This window comes from Caballeronia sp. GAFFF1 (assembly GCF_023630705.1).
Lineage (GTDB): Bacteria > Pseudomonadota > Gammaproteobacteria > Burkholderiales > Burkholderiaceae > Caballeronia.
Window position 1 is genome coordinate 88,195 of record NZ_JALQEM010000004.1, and the last position, 24,014, is coordinate 112,208.

Here is a 24,014-nt window from a genome sequence, read left to right on the forward strand (position 1 = left end):
CGGCTTTGCGCTCGCGGCGCAGGAATGACGACAGGAACGAATAAGGCACGCCGCGGCTCTGACTTTCGAGTGCGAGGCCGCGTCAGCGGCCCGCGCCCGCAGCGCCGGCTCGATGCGGCTCGTCGCCCGGCGCGGCATAAGCGAGCGGATCGATACGGCGCATCTCCGTTTCGATCCAGCTCTCGACGCGCGCATTCACTTCTTCGGGCGTGAGTCCGGCGGTATCGATGGGCTTGCCGATCGACACCGTGACTATACCCGGATATTTCATGAACGAATTGCGCGGCCAGACGTGCCCCGCGTTATGCGCGATGGGCACGACAGGCGCGCCCGTGGCCACCGCGAAGCGCGCGCCGCCCGTCTTGTACTTGCCTTGCGCGCCGACGCGCGTGCGCGTGCCTTCCGGGAACATGATGACCCACGCGCCTTCGTCCATGCGCGCGCGGCCTTGCCGCGTCACCGAAGCGAATGCGTCGCGGCCCTGCGAACGGTCGATGTGCACCATCTTCAAGAGACCGAGCGCCCAGCCGAAAAACGGCACGTACAGCAGCTCGCGCTTGAACACATAGCAGAGCGGGCGCGGCATCAACGCGGGAAACGCGAGCGTTTCCCAAGCGGATTGATGCTTCGACAGCAGCACGGCGGGACCATTCGGCAGATTCTCCATGCCTTCCAGGGTGTAGCGAATGCCGACGAGATACCGCAGCACGACGATTGTCGACTTGCACCAGCCCGCCGCCATCCAGTAGCGGTTGTGCGCGCGCATGAACGGAAACGCGATGAAGCAGGCGGTCGCATACGGCACCGTGTACACGACGAAGTACAGCATCAGCAGCAGAGAACGGATGAAGCGCATGAAGTCCCGAGAGTGCGTGACAAAGAGCGGTCAGTCGTGGTGCCGCGCGAGAAAGTCGAGCGCGAACGCGCGCAAGTCCTTGTGAACTCGCGTGCCTTCGGGCAGGTTGCCTTGCGCGAGCGTTTTCTCGCCCTTGCCGGTCAGCACGAGATGCACCGGAAAGCCGAGCGCCGCGCCCGCCTGAAGATCGCGCAGGGCATCGCCGACGACGGGCGTGTCTTCCGGATCGATCTCGAAACGGTCGATGATCTGCTGCAGCATGCCGGGCTTCGGCTTTCTGCAATCGCACTCGTCTTCGGCCGTATGCGGACAGAAGAAAATCGCGTCGATGCGCCCGCCGACCGCCGCCGCCGCGCGGTTCATCTTCTGGTGCATGGCGTTGAGCGCGGCCATGTCGAAGAGACCGCGTCCGATGCCCGACTGGTTCGACGCGATCGCCACGCGGTAGCCCGCCTGATTCAGCCGCGCGATGGCTTCCAGACTGCCGGGAATGGCGACCCATTCGTCCGGCGACTTGATGAACGCGTCCGAATCGACGTTGATGACGCCGTCGCGGTCCAGAATCACGAGTCGTCTATTCATGACTTACGCCGCGAGCTTGGAGATGTCGGCCACGCAGTTCATCTGCTGATGCAGCGCGCCGAGCAGGGCGAGGCGGTTGTTTCTGAGCGCCGCGTCTTCTGCGTTCACCATCACGTCGTTGAAGAACATATCGACGCTCTCGCGCAGCGCGGCAAGCGCGCTCAACGCTTCCGTGTAGTTGCGCGCGGCGAGCTGGCTTTGCACGCGCGGCGTCACGCTTTGAATCTGCGCGTACAGATTCTTCTCGGCCGGCTCGACGAGCAACTCCGGATTCACCGACGAAGGCGCGCCTTGCTCCGACTTCTTCAGAATGTTCGTGATGCGCTTGTTGGCCGCCGCGAGCGATGCCGCTTCCGGCAGCGCCGTGAATTCACGCACGGCGTCGAGACGCGCGACGATATCGTCGAGTCGCGTTGGATTCAGGCTGAGAACGGCCTCGATGTCATTGGCTTCGAAGCCGCGTTCGCGCAACAGGCCACGCAGGCGATCCAGGAAGAACGCATACACGGCTTCCGTCGAATCCGCGACTTGCGGCATGCCAGCGAACTGGCGCTGCGCAGCGGCGACGAGATCGCGCAGGTCGACCGGCAGCTTCCTTTCGAGCAGAATGCGCAGCACGCCGAGCGCATGACGGCGCAGCGCGAACGGGTCCTTTTCGCCCGTCGGCGCGAGGCCGATGCCCCAGATGCCGACGATGGTTTCGAGCTTGTCCGCGAGCGCGACCGCCGAGCCCACGCCCGTGGACGGCGTGTCGTCGCCGGAGAAGCGCGGCTGATAATGCTCCGAGCACGCGAGCGCGACTTCTTCCGGCTCGCCGTCGTGACGCGCGTAGTACGTGCCCATCGTGCCTTGCAGTTCGGGGAACTCGCCGACCATGTCGGTCAGCAGGTCCGCCTTCGCGAGACGCGCGGCGCGGCGCGTGAGCGCGGCATCGACGCCGATCATCGGCGCGATTTCGCCCGCAAGCGCTTCGAGACGCTGCACGCGTTCGAGCGTCGAGCCGAGCTTGTTGTGATAGACCACGTTTGCAAGCAGCGGCACGCGCTCTTCGAGGCGCTTCTTCTTGTCCTGCGTGAAGAAGAACTTCGCATCCGCGAGACGCGGACGCACCACGCGCTCGTTGCCTTCGATAATCTCGGCGGGCGTTTGCGTATCGATATTCGACACGATCAGAAAACGCGAGCGCAGCTTGCCGTTCTGGTCCGTGAGTGCGAAATACTTCTGGTTCGTCTGCATCGTGAGGATCAGACATTCCTGCGGCACTTGCAGGAATTCCTCGTCGAAGCGGCACTGATACACGACCGGCCATTCGACCAGCGCGTTCACTTCGTCGAGCAGCGATTCGGGCATCACCACGCGATCTTCGCCCGCAAACGCCTGCAATTGCGTGCGGATGGATTCGCGGCGGTCATCGAAATTCGCGACCACATGCGCCTTCGTGCGCAGCGTTTCGGCGTAGTCGTCGGCGCTCGGAATGGCGATGAAACCCTGCGACAGGAAGCGATGGCCGATAGTCGTATCGCCCGCATCGACGCCGAGCGCGCTCACCGGCACGACGTCGCGGCCGTGCATGGCGACAAGGCGCTGCACCGGACGCACGAATTGCACGTTGGTGCCGTCCGGGCGCTGGTACGTCATGACCTTCGGAATCGGCAGCTTGGTCAGCGTTTCGTCGAGCGCGGCTTGCAGACCGTCGGCGAGCGTCGCGCCGGGCGCGGCGTAGCGCAAGAAGAAGGCTTCCGCTTTGCCGTCCTGCGCGCGTTCGAGTTCAGCGAGCGGGAAGTCGGGGAAACCGAGCGCGGCGAGTTTCTTCGCGAGCGGCGGCGTGGGATTGCCTTCCTTGTCGAGCGCGACCGAGACCGGCAGCACTTTTTCGCGGACCTGCTTCTCGGGCGCGACATCGCGCACGTTTCGGATCAACACGGCGAGGCGGCGGGGCGTTGCGTACTGCTCGAACGATACGGCGCCTTCGATCAGGTCGCGGGCGGCAAGCCGTTCGACGATGCCTTCAGCGAACGCGGTGCCGAGACGCGCGAGGGCTTTCGGCGGAAGTTCTTCGGTGAGCAGCTCGACGAGCAGGGAAGCGTGATTGGATTGCGTCATTGTTCTGTCTTGCCTCGTCAGACCTGATCGTTGTTGCGCGTATCGCCCGGCGGCGCGCTTTCCACCTTCAGCGGCGGCGCCCAGGCCGGGCGCGCGGCTTCCTGCTGATCGGTGACGAGTTCGGCGGCGGCGTGCACCGGATTGCCGAGCATCGGGAAACCGAGACTTTCGCGGGAATCGTAATAAGCCTGCGCGACGAGACGCGAGAGCGCCCGAATGCGGCCGATATACGCCGCGCGCTCGGTCACGGAGATCGCGCCGCGCGCATCGAGCAGATTGAACGTATGGCCGGCCTTCAGCACGAGTTCATACGCCGGCAGCGCGAGCTTCGCCTCGATCATCTTCTTGGCTTCGGCTTCGTAGCTGTTGAAGAAGGTGAAGAGCAGATCGACGTTCGCGTGCTCGAAGTTGTAGGTGGACTGCTCGACTTCGTTCTGGTGATAGACGTCGCCGTAGGTCAGGCGGCGCAGCACCTTGCCGTTCGGGCCGTCTTCTTCCCACTCGGTCCAGACGAGGTCGTACACGTTCTCCACTTTCTGCAAATACATGGCGAGGCGTTCGAGACCATACGTAATCTCGCCGAGCACGGGCTTGCAGTCGAGGCCGCCTACCTGCTGGAAGTACGTGAACTGCGTCACTTCCATGCCGTTGAGCCACACTTCCCAGCCGAGTCCCCATGCGCCGAGCGTCGGGTTCTCCCAGTCGTCCTCGACGAAGCGCACGTCGTTCTGTTTCAGATCGAAGCCGAGGGCTTCCAGCGAGCCGAGATACAGATCGAGGATGTTCTCAGGCGCGGGCTTGAGCACGACCTGATACTGATAGTAGTGCTGCAGGCGGTTGGGGTTCTCGCCGTAGCGGCCGTCTTTCGGGCGGCGCGACGGCTGCACGTAGGCCGCGCGCCACGGCTCGGGACCGATCGCGCGCAGAAAGGTGTGCACGTGCGAGGTGCCCGCGCCGACTTCCATGTCGATGGGCTGGAGAAGCGCGCAGCCCTTGTCGTTCCAATAGGACTGCAGCGTCAGGATGATTTGCTGAAAGGTGAGCATGGTTGCCTTTGATACGGACCGGGCGCGCGCCGATAAAACGCGCGGCTCCGAGGCTCGGCCGAAGTGCTAAAACCTTGAATTTTAGCTGGAACGGGGGGCCGGCGGGACTTTTTGGGAAGCAGGGCGCTTGACCGGGCTGCGCGCCTGTGCGTCATTGCAGCCCGTGTTGCGCGCATGAGCAGCGTTGCGATCCACGCGTCAGACCCGGCGTTTCTTCCCCGGCGCAAACGCGAACCCGACCGCCAGCAACAGCAGCGACACCACGATCACCGTCGCATTACCGCTCGTCACATACGGCGTGCGCCCTGACGTGCCCTGCACGCGCGCTTCGAGCACGCCGGTGGTAAACGTCGGCAGTCGCGACACGACATCGCCATTGGCCGCGATCACGGCGGTCATGCCCGTGTTCGTCGCGCGCAGCGTCGGCCGGCCGGTTTCGATCGAACGCATGCGCGCGATCTGCAAATGCTGATCGAGCGCGATGGTGTTGCCGAACCACGCGAGATTCGTCGAGTTGACGAGAATGCCCGCGGGCGTTTCCTGTTCGCGCAGCGTGCGCGCAATCTCTTCGCCGAAGATGTCCTCGTAGCAAACATCGACGGCGACCGGCTGGTTATGCACGAAGAACGGCTTCTGCGTGACAGGACCGCGCGCGAGGTCGCCGAGCGGAATGCCCATCAGATTCACGAACCAGTGAAAGCCGAGCGGCACGAATTCACCGAACGGCACGAGATGATGCTTGTCGTAACGGTAGACGTCGTTGATGCCCGGCGTGATGCCGAAGAGGCTGTTCGTGAAATCGGTCGGGCGTCCGTCCGGCTGAATCGTGACGCCGATCGCGCCGAACAGAATCGACGAGTTCGTGCTGTCCGCGAAACTGCGGATCGCGCTCGCGAATGCCGGCGGCACCTGAACGGCCAGCACCGGCAGCGCGGTCTCCGGCGTGACGATCAGGTCGGCCGGCTTCTCGGTGATGAGCCGCTTATACAGCGCGAGCGATTCGTCGACGCCCGCCTGCTCGAACTTCATCTCCTGTTTCACATTGCCTTGAAGCAGACGCACGTTGAGCGGCGCGTTCGCAGGCGTGGTCCATTGCACGAGCGACAGCAGCATGCCCGCGACGATCAGCGCGAGCGCCGTCAATGCGGGCGCCAGCGCGCGCCGCCGCATCCCGGGAAAGGCGTACACCGCCTGCACGATGCACGCGGCCACGAACGCGAGCACCCACGCGACGCCATACACGCCGGCGAGCGGGCCGAAGCCGGCGAGCGGGCCGTCCACCTGTGCATAGCCGCTCGCGAGCCACGGAAAGCCGGTGAATACCAATCCGCGCAGCCATTCGCCGAGCGCCCAGGCGCTTGCGAACGCGAATGCGCCGTGCCAGGTGGGCGCGTAGCGAGGCGATGCGTCGATCTCGCGGACGGTGGCGGCGTCTTCATCGCCGAAGCGGGCGCGTCCCGCGACGAGCGACCAGACGAGGCTCGACAACGCCGGATACACCGCGAGATAAAGCGAAAACAGCGCGACCGCCGCGGCGGCGAGCGGCGCGGCCATGCCGCCGTAGTCGTGCATGCTCACATACAGCCACCAGACGCCCGTGACGAAGTTGCCGAAGCCGAAGGCCCAGCCCGTTGCCGCCGCGCTTTTCCAGCCGTTCGTGCGCGAAAGCCACGCAAAAAAGCACGCGAAGATGACGAGTTCGATCCAGCCGCCGTGCGGCGTCGGCGCGAAAGACAGCGTGTTCGCCGCGCCGAGCACGGCCGCGACAAGGTAATGCCAGAACGGAAGCGCACGCGTTGCAGCCGAAGCGGACACGTCGCGTTGACGAGAGAAGGAGCGAAACGGCGAATCGGCCATGGATTGCTAGGTCGGCGAAAGCGAAAGGGTGATTTTTGAAGCGGCGGGCAGCGCGCGGGCCGCAGATCAGTCGCGCAGCTCGCTCTCGTCGTCGCCGGGCTGACGCGGCTGCTGCGTGAGATTGGGCACGCGCCGCACGAGCAGCACGTGAACCTGGCGGGCGTCGCCGCGAAGAATCTCGAACACGAAGTCGTCGATACGCACCTTCTCGCCACGATGCGGCACGCGCCCGAACCGGTGCGTGACGAGCCCGCCGATGGTGTCCACTTCCTCGTCGGAGAAGTCGGTGCCGAATTCTTCGTTGAACTGTTGAATGCCCGTCAGCGCGCGCACGCGGAACTTGCCGTCCGGCGACGCGATGATATTGCCGGTTTCCTCGTCGAAGTCGTATTCGTCCTCGATGTCGCCGACGATCTGCTCAAGCACGTCCTCGATGGTGATGAGGCCCGCGACGCCGCCGTATTCATCGACGACGATCGCAATGTGATTGCGGTTCACGCGGAAGTCGTGCAGCAGCACGTTCAGGCGTTTCGACTCGGGGATGAACACGGCGGGGCGCAGCATGCCGCGCACGTCGAACTCTTCTTCGGCGTAGTAGCGCAGCAGGTCTTTCGCGAGCAGCACGCCGATGATGTTGTCGCGGTTGCCCTCATACACCGGATAGCGCGAGTGCGCTTTTTCCAGCACGAAGGGAATGAATTCGACGGGGGTTTCCGCGATGTTGATGGCGTCCATCTGGGCGCGCGGAATCATGATGTCGCGGGCGCAGAGGTCGGACACCTGAAAGACGCCTTCGATCATCGAAAGCGAATCGGCGTCGAGCAGGTTGCGCTCGTGGGCGTCCTGCAGCACTTCGAGAAGCTCGTCGCGCGACTCGGGTTCGTGCGAGATGAAATCGGTCAGACGCTCGAGCAGCGAGCGCTTTTCCTGCGGTTTGTCGGCGTGGCGTCGACTGGGATAGGGTTCGTTCATAGCGGAGCGCCCGGGAAGACCCGGGCGCGAATTAACAGAAACTTAAGCATACACCAAGGTAAAACGCAGCCTGCGTGGTGCGGCGCGCTTAGCGAAACGCTCCACGATGCTAGCCGATCGATATGCAAAAAAGGTGTCAGGCGGGCATCGTTAGCCATTCGGCCGACCCCTTCGTGGAACGCCGCGATGGTCATTGCGTTGCCTGACAACGTCGGAGCAGCGCCTCGAGCGCGCGGTCCGGCATGCCGCATTCGCGCAGGGCTTCGACCGTGCGGCTCACGTAATCGAGCGTGGTGCCGTATCGGCCGCTCGCGCAGCCGAACACCGTGCGGATGACCGGATCGGCCAGCTTGCCCGTGTACGACGTGGCGTCGCGGCGCATGACGAACGCGAGCGCCTGCACGCGTCGTCCGTCGATGAGCGTGCACGGCAGCCATGCCGGACGATACGAGGCCATCGACATCTCGCGTCGCCACAGCACGTCGAGATGTGCTTCCGTGTCCGGCCCGCCGAGGCGGAACGCCATGCCGGTGCAGGAGCCGCCGCGATCGAGCGCGAGCACGAGGCCCGGCTGCTCCGGCGTGCCGCGATTCACGCGCGACCACAGATACAGCCCGCGATGATAGCCATGCACTTTGCCGCGCACTGCTTCGAGCGTCGGCAGACCGGGATTCCAGATGAGCGAGCCATAGCCGAAGAGCCACAGGTCCGACGCGCGGTCCCAATGCGAAAGCGCCGCTTCGCGCGATGCGGCGAGTTCCTCATCGGTGAGAAGCGGCGTGTCGAGTAGCGCGGGCGGATAGTCCGGGCAAGGCTGCGGCGGATCGACCGGCGGGCTCTCAATAGTGGGCGTGGACTCGGGTGTCTTGTCGTTCACGGTGCGGACGGGGCAGCGGATCGGCGGAAGTCAGACCAATGGCGCGTAGGGATCGGGGAAGCCGAGAGACTGCATGATATCCGTCTCGATGGATTCCATCTCTTGCGCTTCGCTTTCGACCTCGTGGTCGTAACCCTGCGCATGCAGCGTGCCGTGCACGATCAGATGCGCGTAGTGCGCGGCGAGCGGCTTGCCTTGGTCGCTCGCCTCGCGTTCGACCACCGGACAGCACAAAATCAGATCCCCCGAGACGGGATCGTCTTCGGATTCCGCATACGCGAAGGTCAGCACGTTCGTCGCGTAATCCTTCTGCCGATACGTGCGATTCAACATGCGGCCTTCTTCTTCGTCGACGAAGCGGACCGTCAACTCGGCGTCGGCAAAGAGCGACGCCTTGATCCAGCGGGCGACCGTCGCGCGGGGCAGCAGCGCCTTGTGCGACGGAAACGCCTTTGCAGCCGGGAACTGCAGGTTCAGCGTGAGGCTCGGCTTCATGCAGGTTTTTGCGACTGCTGCGCCGCGCGCGCTGCCTCGGCGAGCGCGGCGTCTTTTTGCGACTGCGCGTCGTAAGCCTCGACGATGCGCGCGACGAGCGGATGCCGCACCACGTCTGCCGACGTGAAATGCGTGATGGCGATGCCGCGCACTTCCGACAGCACGTGCTGCGCTTCGATCAACCCGCTCTTGTGGCCGCGCGGCAGGTCCACCTGCGTCGTGTCGCCGGTCACGACCGCCTTCGAGCCAAAGCCGATACGCGTGAGGAACATCTTCATCTGCTCGGGCGTGGTGTTCTGCGCCTCGTCCAGAATGATGAACGCGTGGTTCAGCGTGCGGCCGCGCATGTAGGCGAGCGGCGCGATCTCGATCATCTGGCGCTCGAACATCTTCGCGGTCTTGTCGAAGCCCAGCAGATCGTAGAGCGCGTCGTAGAGCGGGCGCAGGTACGGATCGACCTTTTGCGCGAGATCGCCGGGCAGAAAGCCGAGCCGCTCGCCTGCCTCGACGGCCGGACGCGTCAGCACGATGCGCTTGACCTGATCGCGCTCCAGCGCATCCACGGCGCAGGCGACGGCGAGATACGTCTTGCCCGTACCCGCCGGCCCGATGCCGAACGTCACGTCGTGCGCGACGATCTGCTTCAGATATTGGCGCTGCATGGGCGTTCGGCCACGCAGGTCGGCACGGCGTGTGTACAGCGTCGGGCCGTGGTCTTCGTCCTCGCCGAGATCCATCGTGGCGCTGGGCTCGTCGAACGGGTGATCGGGGTCGCCGCGGAAACGCGGGTCATTTTGACCGTCTTCGTCGCCGTTCCGGCCGGCTTCTTTCGCTAGCCGCGCCGCATGGCTTGCCTCGACGAGCGCGAGTTGAATATCGTCGACGGAAATCGGATCGCGCGCGCGGTTGTAGAAGTTTTCGAGCGCTGCGAGCGCCACTTTGGCGCCCCGGCCACGAATCGAAATCTTGTGCCCGCGTCGCGACAGCGTCACGTCGAGCGCCTGTTCGATCTGTCGGAGATTTTCGTCGAGCGGGCCACAGAGGTTCGCGAGCCGCGCGTTGTCCTCGCGTGGAGCGGTGAATTCGAGATGCTGCTGGGGAGCGTTCTTCAAGGCGGGGTGGGTGTCCTGTCCGGTCTCGTAGGATTAATTGGCAAGCTCGGGGGCGGCCGTCTCGGGTGCGAGCACGAGCGCGCCGCGCAGCGAATGCGGATACGCGTGATTGATCTCGACGTCGATCATCTGACCGATGAGTCGCGCATGCGAAGCGAGCGGCGCCGGGAAATTCACGACGCGGTTGTTCGCCGAACGTCCGGCGAGTTCACCGGGGTCTTTGCGCGACGGGCCCTCGACCAGGATGCGCTGCACCGTGCCGACCATCGAATTGCTGATTCTCACGACGTTTTCCTCGATCGTCGCCTGCAAATGCTGCAAGCGCCTGAGCTTGACCTCGCGGGGCGTGTCGTCATGCAGGTTTGCAGCCGGCGTGCCTGGTCGCGGGCTGTAAATGAACGAGAAGCTCGTGTCGTAACTCATTTCCTCGACGAGCGCCATCATCTTCGCAAAATCGTCCTCGGTTTCGCCGGGGAAGCCAACGATAAAGTCCGTCGACAGCGACAAATCCGGGCGAATCGCCCGCAGTCGCCGGATGACCGACTTGTATTCGAGCACGGTGTAGCCGCGTTTCATCGCCATCAGAATGCGGTCGGAGCCGTGCTGCACCGGCAAATGAAGGTGCGAAACCAGCTTCGGCACCTTCGCGTAGGTGTCGATGAGGCGCTGCGTGAATTCCTTCGGGTGCGAAGTCGTGTACCGAATGCGTTCAATGCCCGGTACGTCCGCGACGTACTCGATGAGCGTCGCAAAGTCGGCGATTTCGTGCGCCCCGGCCGTCAATGCGCCCCGGTAGGCGTTCACGTTCTGGCCGAGAAGCGTCACTTCGCGCACGCCTTGATCGGCGAGGCCGGCGATTTCGGTCAGCACGTCGTCGAGCGGGCGCGACACTTCCTCGCCTCGCGTGTAAGGCACGACGCAATAGCTGCAGTATTTGCTGCACCCTTCCATGATCGAGACGAACGCGCTCGGGCCCTCGACGCGCGCCGGCGGCAGATGATCGAACTTTTCGATTTCCGGAAAGCTGATGTCGACCTGCGCGCGTCCTGTGGCGCGCCGCTTGTCGATCATGGCCGGCAAGCGATGCAGCGTTTGCGGTCCGAAGACGATGTCGACGTAAGGCGCGCGCGCCACGATCGACGCGCCTTCCTGACTCGCGACGCAACCGCCGACGCCGATCAGCAGGTTCGGATTCGCTTCCTTCAGTTCGCGCACGCGGCCGAGGTCAGAGAACACTTTTTCCTGCGCCTTCTCGCGCACAGAGCATGTATTGAAGAGAATGACGTCCGCGTCTTCGGGCGTGTCGGTCTTGACGAGTCCTTCCGCGGCACCGAGCACGTCGACCATTTTGTCGGAGTCGTACTCGTTCATCTGGCAGCCGAAGGTCTTTACGTAAACTTTCTTGGTCATGAATGGTCGCCGGTCGCAGTGGTTAACCTGGGGGCGTTTTGAGAACGGATGGAATTGAGCGGTTTTGCGCGAAACTGCGCGCCTTTCGCTTGACGTTAGCCGCATATTATAGCCCGCAGCGCCCTCGGACGCTCGCCCGCCGGTAGAGCGGTGCCGCGCTGCGGTCAGGCGGTCGGCTTGCATCAGGCATCCGCCCAGGCCTTCGCCGCAGCGACCGCTCGCCGCCATCCAGCGAGACGAGGCTCGACATGGGACGCCGGCATCGACGGTGTGAACCGCCGGTCCAGCTGCCATTGCGCTTTCAGTTCTCCGACGTCCTTCCAGTAGCCCACCGCGAGCCCGGCCAGATAGGCTGCGCCGAGCGCGGTGGTTTCCGCGACGCGCGGGCGCACCGTATCGACGCCCAGCGTGTCGGCCTGGAACTGCATCAGCAAGTCGTTGGCGCACGCGCCCCCGTCCACACGCAATTGCGCGATGGGCAGGCCCGAGTCTGCTTCCATAGCTCGCAACACGTCGAGCGATTGATAGGCGATGGATTCGAGCGCCGCCCGCGCGATGTGGCTCGACGTTGTGCCGCGCGTGACGCCGAACAACGTTCCGCGCGCACGCGCGTTCCAGTGCGGCGCGCCGAGCCCGGCGAAAGCAGGGACGAGATACACGCCGTCGCTGTCAGGCACGGCGCGCGCCAGCGCTTCGACCTCGCTCGCGCGCCGGATGAGCCCGAGTCCGTCCCGCAGCCATTGCACGACTGCGCCAGCGATGAAGATGCTGCCTTCGAGCGCATAGTCGACGCGATCCCCGATTTGCCACGCAATCGTCGTCACGAGGTTGTTGCGAGACTCGATCGGTTTGTCGCCCGTATTCATGACAAGGAAGCAGCCCGTGCCGTACGTGTTTTTCACCATGCCGCTTTCCGTGCACATCTGGCCGAAGAGCGCGGCGTGCTGATCGCCCGCGATGGACGCGATCGGGATTTCGGCGGCGAGCAGACTGCCGTGCGTTGATCCGTACACCTCCGATGACGCGCGCACTTCCGGAAGCATGCTGCGCGGAATGTCGAAGGCGTCGAGTAGTTCGTCGTCCCAGCGGCGCGCGTGTATGTCGAAGAGCATGGTGCGCGACGCGTTCGTGATATCGGTGATGTGCATGCCCCGGCGCGTGAAGTTCCAGACGAGCCAGCTGTCCACGGTTCCGAACGCAAGCCGTCCCTGCCTGGCTTTGTCCCGCGCGCCTTCGACGTTATCCAGAATCCAGCGGATTTTCGTTGCGGAGAAATAGGCGTCGATAGGCAGGCCGGTTTTCGCGCGGACCATCGGCTCGAGGCCGCGCGCCTTCAGTTCATCGCAGAGCGCGGCGGTGCGGCGGTCCTGCCAGACGATCGCGTTGTACACCGGCTTGCCGCTCTCGCGATCCCAGACGATGGTGGTCTCGCGCTGGTTGGTGATACCCAGCGCCGCGATGGACGATGCGCTCAGTCCCGCGCGCGTCACGGCTTCGGCCGCGACGCCCGCCTGCGTCGACCAGATTTCCTGCGGATCGTGCTCGACCCAGCCGGCACGAGGATAGATCTGCTGAAATTCCTTCTGAGCGACGGACACGATATTCCCGCTCCTGTCGAACAGCATGGCGCGCGAGCTCGTCGTGCCCTGGTCGAGCGCGAGGACGATTTGATCCTGCATGGTCATCTCCGAGGTTGAGCGGGCATCGGCCATGCGAAGTCCGCATGCGCAATCTATCGGAGGCGCGGCATGCGGACAACCTGGCCGAATGGCATAAGCAAAATGGACGGTCCATGCTCGCCGTGATTCGGCCTATGCCATTCGGCCGAGTGGCAAGGACGCGGCGATCGTCCGATACTGGCGGCTCAATCGAGCGATGGGTGACTGCAATGCGAAAGTGGATCGCGACGGGCACGGTTGCGGCAGCCGTACTGGCCGGCTGCGTAACGACGCCTGGTCTGGAGGGATCGTTCGGCGCGCCGTCTTTCGGCGCGCTTCAGGACATGTGCGGGATGGCGTCGACGGATTGGGGCGCCGACGCGCAGTCCGTGTACTCGGCCTTCTTCGACGCGTACGTCGCCGAGCGGCGCGGCGCGTTATCGAAAGATCGCTTCTGTGCGTTTCAGGCCGGGATCGCGGAACGGCACCGCGCGTATGTCGCGAATCCGGGTCCGGCAGCGCAGAGCGCATGGGCCAACTTCCTGCTGGATCAGCGCGCTCAGGCGCTGAGTTGGCGAGCGGCCGTCGATCCGACGTTGCGAGGGGGATGAGGTTTGGGAAGGGACGCGGCCGGCGGCACGCGTCCCGTGCGCTGCTACGAGAACCGCTTGAAGGCCTTGATGGTGGAATCGCCGGTTGCGGTGAGCCGCCATTGCTGTCGGCCGGAGGCGAGTTGTTCGAGCTGGACGAGCTGGCGTTCGAGCAGGGCGTCGAGTTCCTCGCGTTCCATGTCGACTTGATGGGGCGCTTCCTGAACCAAAAGCAGCGTGGCAAATTCGTGCGGACTCAGCATCGTGTTCTCCATGACGACCGAAACGCAAGACCGCCCACGGCGGCGGACTTCTCGCTTCGAAACGTTGCGCGGGAAAACTGCAACTGCCGGGCAGCCCGTTGTGCTTCTTACATGCGCTGCCGGGAATTCGGATTGTAGGCAAGCGTCTGAGGAGTGCCAATCATACCGGTGAAAATTTCGGCTTTGACTTTTGGCCGCTGCGAAAGCGGTTGGTCGGAGCGGCCGATTTGCAGAATCAACGTGAAGACCGTGCTGCACTGCACACTGTAAGGACACGGCACAAACTCATGCGGTCGTTTCATTAATCTATACGATAAATGAATTTGTTCCGGCTTACAGTGGCAATGCAATATGCTTCTTTTGTCGCATCAACGATTCACTGTCAGTGTGCCCTGCACGCGTGTAGCCGCCCGTAACCCGGATTTCATTCATGAACCGCTTCAATTGGCAGAACCCGTATCCCACCCCGCGCCTTCCGGTATTCGCACGAAACATTGTTTCGACCTCGCATCCGCTCGCCGCGCAAGCCGGTCTGCGCATGCTGTGGAAAGGCGGCAACGCCGTCGACGCGGCCATCGCGGCAGCGGCGGCCATCACTATCGTGGAACCGGTATCGAACGGTCTGGGCGGCGACGCGTTCGCGCTGGTGTGGGACGGCAGCAAGCTGCACGGGCTTAACGCGTCGGGCGTGGCGCCGGCGGCATGGAACGTCGACTATTTCCGCGACAAGTATGGCGAAGAAAACGGCATGGCACGCCAGCCGAAGCGTGGGTGGGACACCGTGACGGTCCCCGGCGTCATCGCCGGATGGGAAGCGTTGCATGCGAAATTCGGGTCGCTGCCGTTCGCCGATCTGATGGAGCCGGCAATCGAAATCGCGGAGCGCGGTCATGCGGTGGCGAGCATCGTCGCGTACAAATGGGCGGCTGCCGTGCCCGAAATGAAAGATCAACCCGGCTTTGCGAATGTGTTCATGCCGCACGGCCGCGCCCCCGAAGTGAGCGAGCTCGTGCGCATGCCGGGTCACGCCAATACGTTACGCGCGCTCGCAGAACACGGCCCGCGCGCATTCTACGAGGGCGAAGTCGCCGAACGCATCGCGGCGTTCGCTCGCGAGGGCGGCGGCGCAATGACGCTGGACGACCTGCGTAACTATCGCGCGGAGTGGGTCGAGCCGATCAGCAAGGACTATCGCGGCTACACGGTCCATGAGATTCCGCCGAACGGGCAGGGAATCGCGGCGCTCATCGCGCTCGGTATCCTCGACAAGTTCGATGTCAGCGCGCTGACGGTCGATCGAATCGAGTCGCAGCATCTGCAAATCGAAGCCATGAAGCTTGCGTTCGCCGACGTCTATCGCTATGTCGCCGATCCGCGCTCGATGGAAGTCACGCCGGAGCAGATGCTCGACGACGCCTACCTCACCGAGCGCGCGAAGCTTATCGACCCGGCGCGAGCCACGCAGTTCGACTTCGGCATGCCGAAGGCGGGCGGCACCATCTATATGTCGGTGGCCGACGAGCGCGGCATGATGGTGAGCTTCATCCAGTCGAATTACATGGGCTTCGGCTCGGGTGTGGTCGTGCCGAATACCGGCATCTCGTTGCAGAACCGTGGCTGCGGCTTCTCGATGGACCCGAAATCGGCGAACGTCGTCGAGGGCGGCAAGCGCCCGTTCCATACCATCATTCCGGCATTTCTCACGCAGGACATCGGCGGCCGCCGCGACGCGGTGATGAGCTTCGGCGTCATGGGCGGGGACATGCAGCCGCAAGGGCATCTGCAATCCATCGTGCGCATGCTCGACTACGGTCAACAGCCGCAGGCGGCTTGCGACGCGCCGCGCTGGAAAGTGAACCGCGATTTCACCATCGACATCGAGGCTACGCTCGATCTCGAGACGGCTCGCGCGCTCGAGGGCATGGGCCATACGATCAAGTCCATCGACGATCCGTACATGGACTTCGGTTCCGGGCAGTACATCTGGAAGCTGGACCGCGACGATCCCGACCGCGGTTACGTCGCAGCGAGCGACAGCCGCCGCGACGGCCTCGCTGCCGGCTTCTAGCCGCGCTACGGCTGCCTGCGCTCGCGCGCGGACAGCCGACCCTCACCTGAATGTTCGCCTTCGCACTGCCCGCGCGCCGTGCGAACGGTGGCGCACGTCCGCGCATTGCTTAAACGAGCCGAGAGCACGAGATGACGCAACGAGGAAAGATGATGAACGAAGAGGCTCACGAAACGCCGCTTGCAGGCCGCGCTGCCGTTGCCGTTGCCGATGGCGGCGACGTTTCGCGCCCGCCGTCCGCCGCGCTGTCGAAGGCGATGGTCCGCCGCATCGTGTTTTCGTCGTCGGTCGGCAATGCGCTCGAATGGTTCGATTTCCTCGTCTACGGCTATTTCGCGGCGATCATCGCGAAGGCGTTCTTCCCATCGCATGACGAATGGCTTTCCACGATGCTCGCCATCGGCACCTTCGGCATCTCGTTTCTGATGCGTCCGCTGGGCGCGATCGTGCTCGGCATCTACGCCGATCGCAACGGCCGCAAGGCCGCGCTGACGCTCGCCATTCTGCTGATGATGATCGGCACGCTGACCATGGCGGCGATGCCGTCGTATCAGCACATCGGCATTGCCGCGCCGCTCTTGATTCTGCTCGCGCGGCTGATTCAGGGCTTCGCGGTGGGCGGTGAGTTCGGCAGCGCGACGGCGTTCATGGTGGAGCATAGCGAAGCGCGGCGCGGCTATTACGCGAGCTGGCAGTTCGCGAGTCAGGGGCTCGCCGCGATCATGGCCGCCGCGTTCGGCTCGCTGTTGACCGCGTGGCTGCCGCAACCGCAACTCGAGTCGTGGGGCTGGCGCATTCCGTTCGTGTTCGGCCTGCTGATCGGGCCGGTCGGCTATTACATCCGCTCGCACCTCGACGAAACGCCGGAGTTCCTCGCGTCCCGGCCGGCGCGCACCGACGCGCGGGCGCCGGGCGTCTCGTTCTCGAATCAGTGGATCAATTTGCTGCTCGCGGTCGGTATCGTCGCGCAATCGACGGTCGGCGTGTATGTGCTGCAACTCTACATGCCGATGTACGCGGTGAAGCAACTGCATCTGCCCGCCACGGCGTCGTTCGCCGTGGTCGTGCTCAACGGCGGGCTGCAGTTCATCTTCTCGCCGGTCATGGGCGCGCTGTCCGACCGGCTCGGGCGCATTCGCATCATGCTCGGCACCTCGATCATCATGGGCGTCGCCATCTATCCGATGTTCGCGTGGCTCCAGGCTTCGCCGACCGTCCTTTCGCTCGTCGTGCTTCAGTCGGCAGCAGGCATCCTGAAAGCCGCGTATTCCGGTCCCATGCCCGCGCTGATGTCCGAGATATTCCCAACGCGCGTGCGCTCGACAGGCTTGTCCATCGGCTATGCGCTCGGCGTGACGCTCTTCGGTGGATTCGCGCCGACCATCGTCGAGGCGTTCATTCACGTCACCGGCGACAAGCTCGCGCCGAGCTACTACGTGCTGCTCGCGGCCATTCTGTCGGGTATCTCGCTCGCAATCGTCGCGTGGCGCATGCGCGGCGGCGCGCGACACGCTGCATAGCGTCTGCTTCCTGTGAACTAGCTTACGACGGCGGCTTCGGCCGCCGTTGCGCTTTTCGACGCGCCTCGCGCATCCATCGCGGGCGGCATGCTTCCTGCTCTATGCTGCGCCACCCAAGCCGCGCATCGAGACGTAGAAAATTGACGCACGGCAAGGCGCGCATGGAACCGCGCAGCGCGGCGCAAGTCTGTCCCCATGTCTGCAAACTCGTTGCAGGACGGCTAAGATGAAAAAGCACAAGCCGCTAACACTTTGATTTGAAGACGCTGGGACGACGTTCGCAGCGTCGTATGAACCTCGACCGTCTTTTTTGGCCGGTGGCGCGTTCAGTTCAGCCAGGGAGCGCGATACATGCATACAGATAGCACCCACGTGATGCCGTGGCGCATCGAAGATATCGATCTGAATCGGATCGACCGACAGAAGGCGGCGTCCAACGAACATCTTCTCTTGTTGCTTTGTGCCTGCTCGTTCATCGAGAGCGGCACCGACCTTTATACGAGCAACCTTAGCACCTACTTTCGCGACGATCCGGAAATCGCGGCGTGGCTCAACAACGAGTGGGAGCCCGAGGAGATGCAGCACGGCCGCGCGCTGAAAACGTACATCAACCACGTCTGGCCGGAGTTCGACTGGGACACGGCCTTCAAGAACTTCTTCGCCGAATATTCGCTGACGTGTTCCTACGAGCAGTTCGAAAAAAAGCGCGCGCTCGAGATGGTGGCGCGCTGTGTCATCGAGACGGGAACGGCCACGCTGTATCGAGCCATCAACGAATGTTCAGACGAGCCGGTGCTCAAGGAGATCACGGACAACATCCGCGTCGACGAAGTGCGCCACTACAAGCATTTCTTCCGCTTCTTCAAGAAGTGGAACAAGATCGAAGGCAATGGCCGCCTGGCCGTGCTCGGCGCGCTGGTGCGTCGCGTGGCCGAACTGAAGAGCGAGGACTCGGAGATCGCGCTGCGGCACGTCTTCGCCATTCGATACCCGGAGCGCGTCAAGGATTCGACCTACAATCGCGAACTCTTTGCGCAGGTCAATGCGTTGGTTCGGAGAAACCTGTCGGCCGATCAGTGCATCAAGATGCTTCTGAAGCCGCTGGATCTGCCCGCGCGCATCCAGCCGGGCGTTCATTATCCGCTCGCGAAAATCACGCAACTCTTCTTCCGCTAACGCTCGACGCGTGCGGCGGCGTCATGCCGTTTCACGCAACGAGCCTACGTCAATGACCGACTCCACCGCAGCGAAGACGCTCTCCTTGCAGACCGTCTTCGACGAATGGCCCTCCGATCTGCGCGCGTTGTTCGACGGTACGCTGACAGGCGCGCCAAGCGGGTTCACGGCGTCGCTGTCCGCCGTGGACGACGGAGGGCGCATTCGCACCGCCCTGTTGAGCGCGGGGGAACTGCTCGCCCCGGACGCGCGCACGCTGTGTTTCTCATTGTGGCCGTCGTCGCGTACGGCGCGGGCAATCGCGTCGGGCGCAAGCGCAACGCTCGCTTTCGTTTTCGACGAGGCGTTCCATCAGGTGCAGATCGACGCGCGGCGCGTCGCGCTCGACGACGTGCCGCTCGCGTGCTTCGTCGGGACGATTGAAAGCGGGGAGATTCAGCGCGTGCCGTACGCGCGGCTGACAGGCGGCATCACGTTCGAACTGACGGACACCGAGCAGGTCATCGCGCGCTGGCGCGAGCAACTGGACTGGCTGAAGCAGGCGGCGAGCGCCGCTGCATGATTGCTTGTTGATTCTTTCGCGAGCCGCACGCGCTGGCGGCTCGCTTTCCAGATGATGTCGCCGACGCTCAGCGCCCGCGTCCGCCGGTGCGCATGCCGTCGCGGCGCGCGCCGCCGTTGTCGTTGCGCGACTTGCCGCCGAGCAGCGCGCCGGGGTTGCCTGCTTTGGCGCGCGGGGCCGGAGCGTGGCCGGCTGCGTGCGCGGCTTCGGGACGGCGGGGCGCCGCCTTGACGCCTGCGTTGGCGTGCCCGGCGGGTTTAGCGCCGGCCGGCTTCGAGCTGCGGCCGTCGCGCTGACCCTGACCGGCGCTGTTGCCCGCTTTCGGCGCACGCGCCTGATCCTGCGATCCGCCATGCGCGCGGCCACCTTCGCGCGGACCGCCGCGCCCCTGGCTGCGGCGTTGAATCGGCTCGGGTTTCGCGTTCGGGTCCGGCTCGAACCCGGCAATCACTTCTTGCGGAATCGGCCGCTTGATAAGGCGCTCGATGTCCTTCAGCAATTGCAGTTCGTCGACGCACACGAGCGACACCGCTTCGCCTTCCGCGCCCGCGCGTCCCGTGCGGCCGATGCGGTGCACGTAGTCTTCCGGCACGTTCGGCAGATCGAAGTTGACCACGTGCGGCAACTGGTCGATGTCGATGCCACGCGCCGCGATATCGGTCGCGACGAGCACCTGCAACGTCTGATCCTTGAATTCGGCGAGCGCCCGCGTGCGCGCGGACTGGCTCTTGTTGCCGTGAATGGCGAGCGCGCTGATGCCGTCCTTCGTCAGTTGCTCGGCGAGACGGTTCGCGCCGTGCTTCGTGCGCGTGAAGACGAGCACCTGAAACCAGTCGTGCTGGCGGATCAGATGCGTGAGCAGCTCGCGCTTGCGATCACGGTCCACCGGATGGATCTTCTGTTCGATGCGCTCGGCCGTCGTGTTGCGGCGCGCGACTTCGATCAGCGCGGGCGAATCGAGCAGGCTGTCGGCGAGCGCCTTGATTTCATCCGAGAACGTGGCCGAGAACAGCAGGTTCTGGCGCTTCTGCGGCAGACGCGCGAGCACGCGCTTGATGTCGTGAATGAAGCCCATGTCGAGCATGCGGTCGGCTTCGTCGAGCACGAGAATTTCGAGCTGCGAAACGTCGATCGTCTTCTGCTGCATGTGATCGAGCAGACGGCCCGGCGTCGCGACGACGATATCCACGCCACGGCGCAGCGCGTCGATTTGCGGATTGATGCCCACGCCGCCGAACATCACGGTGGAGCGCAGCTTCAGATACTTGCCGTAAGCGCGCACGCTTTCTTCGACCTGCGCCGCGAGTTCGCGCGTCGGCGTGAGGATCAGCGCGCGCACCGGGCGCTTGCTGCCGGCCGCGGCCGGCGCCATTTGCGAGAGACGTTGCAGGATGGGCAGCGTGAAGCCCGCCGTCTTGCCGGTGCCCGTTTGCGCGCCGGCGAGCAGGTCGCCGCCTTTCAGGACCGCCGGAATGGCCTGAAGCTGGATAGGAGTGGGATTCGTGTAGCCGAGTTCGTTGACTGCGCGAAGGAGAGGTTCTGACAGACCGAGTGAATCAAAAGACATAAATAGATGTTCGAATCGTTGTGGCGAACGGCGTGCAGGCGGCTGGCAACAGCGGCGATGATGTACGACGCTCGCAATGAATCGGGCGGCGGCCTTGGTGCGCGGTCCTGGACCGCCTGGCTGTGCCGCAAGGTTCGACGCGCTATCAAGACACGCCGGCTGGCTGTAAGTTGCATCGCGTTGCTTCGCGATGCGGGCGCTTTGCCCCGTTCAAGGCTCACGCGACATAGCGCGCGACGCTCACGAACTGACACAGACTGCCCGCCAGCACGAACAGATGCCAGATACCGTGGCCGTGCCGGATGCGCTCGTCGTTGATGAAAAACCAGATGCCGGCGGTGTAGATCAGACCGCCTGCCACCAGCCACGCAGTGCCTGCGGGCGGCAGCGCCGTCAAGAGCGGATGAACGGCTACGAGCGCGAGCCAGCCCATCAACACGTACAGCACCATCGAAACGCTGCGGGTTCTTCGCCCGAGCGTGAGTTCCTGCGTGATGCCGAGCACAGCAAGCCCCCAGCTCACGCCAAACAGCGACCAGCCCCACGGGCCGCGCAAGGTCACCAGTGTATAGGGTGTGTAGCTGCCGGCTATCAACAAGTAGATGGCCGAGTGGTCGCACTTTTGCAAGACCGCTTTCATGCGCGGCGTGCGCGCACAGTGGTACAGCGTCGAGATCAGGTACAGCGCGCACAGCATGGCGCCGTAGATGGCGAAGCTCACGACCTTGTAGGCGTCGCCATCGAGCGCGCCCATCGTCACGAGCGTCGCGAGTCCCGCGACGGACAAAATGACGCCGATCAAATGGCTGATGCTGTTAAAACGCTCGCCTGCGTGCATGACCGATTTACCAAAGACAAGGGGCGCAGCCCCAACATGAAGGCTGCGCCCCGTGCGTATTGTACGCTGTCTTGCGCGAATGTCAGTCGAGCGGCGCCGAACGCAGGTTGCTCACCTGTTGCGGCGACACCGGCGTGCCGTGGTTGCCCCACGACATACGGATGTACGTCACGACCGCGGCCACTTCCGTATCCGACAGCGACTGCGCGAACGGCGGCATGCCGTGCGGCATCGGATTGCCGTCGGTGCTCGGCGGGTAGCCGCCGTTGAGCGTCATGCGGATAGGGTTGACGGCCGACGGCATCTGGATCGACTGATTGTTCGCGAGCGGCGGGTACGCGGGCGGCTTGCCGAGACCGTTTTCCGCGTGACACTTCGCGCAGTTCTCGGTGTAGACCTTCTTGCCCATGGTGAGCAGCTCGCCGCCGAACTTCTCGGACGTTTCCAGTTGCAGCGGTTCCGGCGCTTCCTTCTTCTGCGGGATCGACTTGAGATACGTCGAGATCGCGTTGATGTCCGCGTCGGTCATGTACTGCAAGCTGTTGTGGACCACTTCGGCCATCGGGCCGAACACCGCGCCGCGCTGCGACACGCCGCTCTTCAGCAGGTCGTTGATGTCCTTGATGTCCCAGTCGCCGAGACCGGCTTCCTTGTTCGACGTGAGCGACGGCGCGTACCAGTTTTGCAGCGGAATCAGGCCGCCCGCGAACGCGGCGGAGTTGACCGGGCCGCCCATCGCGTTGATCGACGTATGGCACATGCCGCAGTGCCCGAGGCCTTCCACGAGATACGCGCCGCGATTCCATTCGACCGATTTGGTCGGGTCCGGCTTGTACTCGCCTTCGCTGAAGAACAGCGTGCGCCAGCCGATCAGCAGATTCCGGTTGTTGAACGGAAAGCGCAGTTCATGCGGACGGCTCGGCTCGGAAACCGGCGGGACCGAACGCAGGTAGGCGTAGATCGCGTCGGAGTCGGCGCGCGTCACCTTCGTGTAGCTCGTGAACGGGAAGCCGGGGTACAGCAGGCTGCCGTCCTTCGAGCGGCCGGTGTGCATCGCGCGATAGAAGTCGTCGGAGGTCCACTTGCCGATGCCGTACTTGTCGTCCGGCGTGATGTTCGGCGTGAACATGGTGCCGAAGGGCGTCGCCATGGGCAGGCCGCCCGCGAACTGCTTGCCGCCGCGCACCGTGTGGCACGCGATACAGTCGCCGGCGCGGGCGAGATATTCGCCGTGCTTGACGAGCTCGGCCTGGTTCGCCGGGGTCGCCGCGACCGCGCCGCCCGAATGGAGGTTGTCGCCGCCCGACCAGAGGACGGCGCCGGCTGCGACGGCTGCCACCACGACAGCCGAGGAAAGTGCGAACAGGGACTTGCGTTTCATTGTGTTGTCGCTCCAGACGCCTTATTGCGGTTCGCTGCCGCAGACGAGCGGCATCTTCAACGAGCCAGCGGGCGCGGGCACCGGGTTGGCGGGTGCGGTTTGCGTGGAGAGCCATGCGGCGACGGCGGTCACGTCGTCATCCGACAGGCGCGAAGCGATCTGCTGCATGCAGTCGGGCGCCTTCGCGTGGCGCGTGCCCGACTTCCATGCGCCGACCTGCGCGCTGATGTAGTCCGAATGCAGGCCGACGAGACCCGGGATGGCCGGCTGCATGCCGGTCAGCGCCTTGCCGTGACATGCCGCGCAGGCGGGAATGTTCTTCGACGGATCGCCGTTCAGCACGATCTGCGAGCCGCGCGCGAGCGTCGTGCCCGACACGTTCGTCTTCGCGGGCGGCGGATACGGCGGACGCTGCTGCGAGAAGTAATTCGCGATCTGATGAAGGTAGTCGTCCGAGAGATACGTGACGAGGTAGTTCATCGGCGGGTACTTGCGCCGCCCTTCGCGGAAGTTCTGGAGCTGGTTGTACAGATAGTCGGCGGGCTTGCCGGCAAGACGCGGGAAGTAGTCATTGTCCGTGCCTTCGCCGTGCACGCCGTGACATGCGGTGCAGCCTTGCACGCGGGCTGCCATGGTATCCGGCGCGATAGGCTGGTTTTGCGCCTGGGCAAGCGCCTGGCCCGCGCTGAGAACGCCGGCGCTGCCGATCAGTGCCAGGGCGAGCAGCGGACGGAAAATGCGTCTTGAAAACACGCGACACTCCATGAAATTCGGGGACCTGCCGAGCTTCGTGCGGCTCGGTGCGAAGGTGGCGAACCACGGCCACGCGTACGGTGGCGGAGGGTGGCGGACCACAGCCACAGCGGCTCGTTGAGCCTCTGATGCGACGCGGAATTCTATCATCGATGCCTGATGGTGACTATTTGACACAACTTTTCGGGCGCTCTGAGGCGGAATCGCGACAAAATGCCGCGCGACGGACAAGAACTTTGACATTGCATTGAATTCGTTGCTTATCAACAAAGAGTCGACACAAGCGTCATCGCGTGGCGCCGAAGTCCGTAGCGTCCGATGCAATGCG

General features: G+C 64.1%; 21 protein-coding genes. 5 read left to right on the top strand and 16 right to left on the bottom strand.

What is annotated here, in order from left to right; all coding sequences use genetic code 11:
• Positions 1–82: 82 nt before the first annotated feature.
• The 11 genes from NCR37_RS02190 to glpK all read right to left on the bottom strand — a co-directional run bounded on the left by NCR37_RS02190 (position 83) and on the right by glpK (position 12,989).
• Positions 83–856 carry a lysophospholipid acyltransferase family protein gene (locus NCR37_RS02190; protein WP_250471315.1) on the bottom strand — a complete coding sequence of 258 codons (774 nt, stop codon included), beginning with the start codon at positions 854–856 and terminating at the stop codon, positions 83–85.
• A 30-nt stretch (positions 857–886) separates the two neighbouring features.
• Positions 887–1,438 carry a D-glycero-beta-D-manno-heptose 1,7-bisphosphate 7-phosphatase gene (gene gmhB, locus NCR37_RS02195; RefSeq protein ID WP_250471316.1) on the bottom strand — a complete coding sequence of 184 codons (552 nt, stop codon included), beginning with the start codon at positions 1,436–1,438 and terminating at the stop codon, positions 887–889.
• 3 nt (positions 1,439–1,441) lie between these two features.
• Positions 1,442–3,541, bottom strand: a complete 2,100-nt coding sequence (gene glyS, locus NCR37_RS02200; protein ID WP_250471317.1) for a glycine--tRNA ligase subunit beta — start codon at positions 3,539–3,541, stop codon at positions 1,442–1,444.
• 17 nt (positions 3,542–3,558) lie between these two features.
• Positions 3,559–4,587: a glycine--tRNA ligase subunit alpha gene (gene glyQ / locus NCR37_RS02205; RefSeq protein WP_250471318.1), complete on the bottom strand. Its 1,029-nt coding sequence runs from the start codon at positions 4,585–4,587 to the stop codon at positions 3,559–3,561.
• Positions 4,588–4,785: 198 nt separating this feature from the next.
• Complete coding sequence (lnt, locus tag NCR37_RS02210) at positions 4,786–6,444, bottom strand: apolipoprotein N-acyltransferase (protein WP_250471319.1); 1,659 nt, start codon at positions 6,442–6,444, stop codon at positions 4,786–4,788.
• A 66-nt stretch (positions 6,445–6,510) separates the two neighbouring features.
• Positions 6,511–7,416 (bottom strand): CorC family transporter, encoded by a 906-nt coding sequence (locus NCR37_RS02215; RefSeq protein ID WP_250471320.1) that lies wholly within the window; start codon positions 7,414–7,416, stop codon positions 6,511–6,513.
• 190 nt (positions 7,417–7,606) lie between these two features.
• Positions 7,607–8,293, bottom strand: a complete 687-nt coding sequence (locus NCR37_RS02220; RefSeq protein ID WP_502800470.1) for a gamma-glutamylcyclotransferase — start codon at positions 8,291–8,293, stop codon at positions 7,607–7,609.
• A gap of 30 nt (positions 8,294–8,323) precedes the next feature.
• Positions 8,324–8,788, bottom strand: coding sequence for an rRNA maturation RNase YbeY (gene ybeY / locus NCR37_RS02225; protein WP_250471321.1), 465 nt, complete (start codon positions 8,786–8,788; stop codon positions 8,324–8,326).
• Positions 8,785–9,900 carry a PhoH family protein gene (locus NCR37_RS02230; protein WP_250471322.1) on the bottom strand — a complete coding sequence of 372 codons (1,116 nt, stop codon included), beginning with the start codon at positions 9,898–9,900 and terminating at the stop codon, positions 8,785–8,787. The genes ybeY and NCR37_RS02230 overlap by 4 nt, the downstream gene beginning before the upstream one ends.
• Before the next feature lie 33 nt (positions 9,901–9,933).
• Positions 9,934–11,310 (bottom strand): tRNA (N6-isopentenyl adenosine(37)-C2)-methylthiotransferase MiaB, encoded by a 1,377-nt coding sequence (gene miaB, locus NCR37_RS02235; protein ID WP_250471323.1) that lies wholly within the window; start codon positions 11,308–11,310, stop codon positions 9,934–9,936.
• 182 nt (positions 11,311–11,492) lie between these two features.
• Entirely contained in the window at positions 11,493–12,989 is a 1,497-nt protein-coding gene (glpK, locus tag NCR37_RS02240) for a glycerol kinase GlpK (RefSeq protein WP_250471324.1), read from the bottom strand.
• 209 nt (positions 12,990–13,198) lie between these two features.
• Between glpK and NCR37_RS02245 the strand changes: the two genes are divergently transcribed.
• Positions 13,199–13,579: a hypothetical protein gene (locus NCR37_RS02245; RefSeq protein ID WP_250471344.1), complete on the top strand. Its 381-nt coding sequence runs from the start codon at positions 13,199–13,201 to the stop codon at positions 13,577–13,579.
• 44 nt (positions 13,580–13,623) lie between these two features.
• On the opposite strand, the gene NCR37_RS02250 is transcribed toward NCR37_RS02245, so the two are convergent.
• The gene (locus NCR37_RS02250; protein ID WP_250471325.1) at positions 13,624–13,821 is read right to left on the bottom strand and encodes a hypothetical protein; all 198 of its coding nucleotides are present in this window, start codon (positions 13,819–13,821) and stop codon (positions 13,624–13,626) included.
• A 430-nt stretch (positions 13,822–14,251) separates the two neighbouring features.
• On the opposite strand from NCR37_RS02250, the gene ggt reads away from it, so the two are divergent.
• The 4 genes from ggt (at position 14,252) to NCR37_RS02270 (ending at position 19,147) form a co-directional block, all read left to right on the top strand.
• The gene (ggt, locus tag NCR37_RS02255) at positions 14,252–15,889 is read left to right on the top strand and encodes a gamma-glutamyltransferase (RefSeq protein WP_250471326.1); all 1,638 of its coding nucleotides are present in this window, start codon (positions 14,252–14,254) and stop codon (positions 15,887–15,889) included.
• Between the two features lie 257 nt (positions 15,890–16,146).
• Positions 16,147–17,409 (top strand): MFS transporter, encoded by a 1,263-nt coding sequence (locus tag NCR37_RS02260; protein ID WP_250471345.1) that lies wholly within the window; start codon positions 16,147–16,149, stop codon positions 17,407–17,409.
• Between the two features lie 351 nt (positions 17,410–17,760).
• Entirely contained in the window at positions 17,761–18,585 is an 825-nt protein-coding gene (locus NCR37_RS02265) for a ferritin-like domain-containing protein (RefSeq protein WP_175939523.1), read from the top strand.
• 52 nt (positions 18,586–18,637) lie between these two features.
• Positions 18,638–19,147, top strand: a complete 510-nt coding sequence (locus tag NCR37_RS02270; protein ID WP_250471327.1) for a hypothetical protein — start codon at positions 18,638–18,640, stop codon at positions 19,145–19,147.
• Positions 19,148–19,214: 67 nt separating this feature from the next.
• Here the strand turns inward: NCR37_RS02270 and NCR37_RS02275 are convergent, their stop codons facing one another.
• The 4 genes from NCR37_RS02275 to NCR37_RS02290 all read right to left on the bottom strand — a co-directional run bounded on the left by NCR37_RS02275 (position 19,215) and on the right by NCR37_RS02290 (position 23,698).
• Positions 19,215–20,714: a DEAD/DEAH box helicase gene (locus NCR37_RS02275; RefSeq protein WP_250471328.1), complete on the bottom strand. Its 1,500-nt coding sequence runs from the start codon at positions 20,712–20,714 to the stop codon at positions 19,215–19,217.
• 217 nt (positions 20,715–20,931) lie between these two features.
• The gene (gene trhA, locus NCR37_RS02280) at positions 20,932–21,552 is read right to left on the bottom strand and encodes a PAQR family membrane homeostasis protein TrhA (protein ID WP_250471329.1); all 621 of its coding nucleotides are present in this window, start codon (positions 21,550–21,552) and stop codon (positions 20,932–20,934) included.
• Between the two features lie 82 nt (positions 21,553–21,634).
• Positions 21,635–22,933 carry a c-type cytochrome gene (locus NCR37_RS02285; protein WP_250471330.1) on the bottom strand — a complete coding sequence of 433 codons (1,299 nt, stop codon included), beginning with the start codon at positions 22,931–22,933 and terminating at the stop codon, positions 21,635–21,637.
• A 21-nt stretch (positions 22,934–22,954) separates the two neighbouring features.
• A complete protein-coding gene (locus tag NCR37_RS02290; RefSeq protein ID WP_175940592.1) occupies positions 22,955–23,698 on the bottom strand; it encodes a c-type cytochrome in 744 nt (247 codons plus the stop codon).
• Positions 23,699–24,014: the final 316 nt, after the last annotated feature.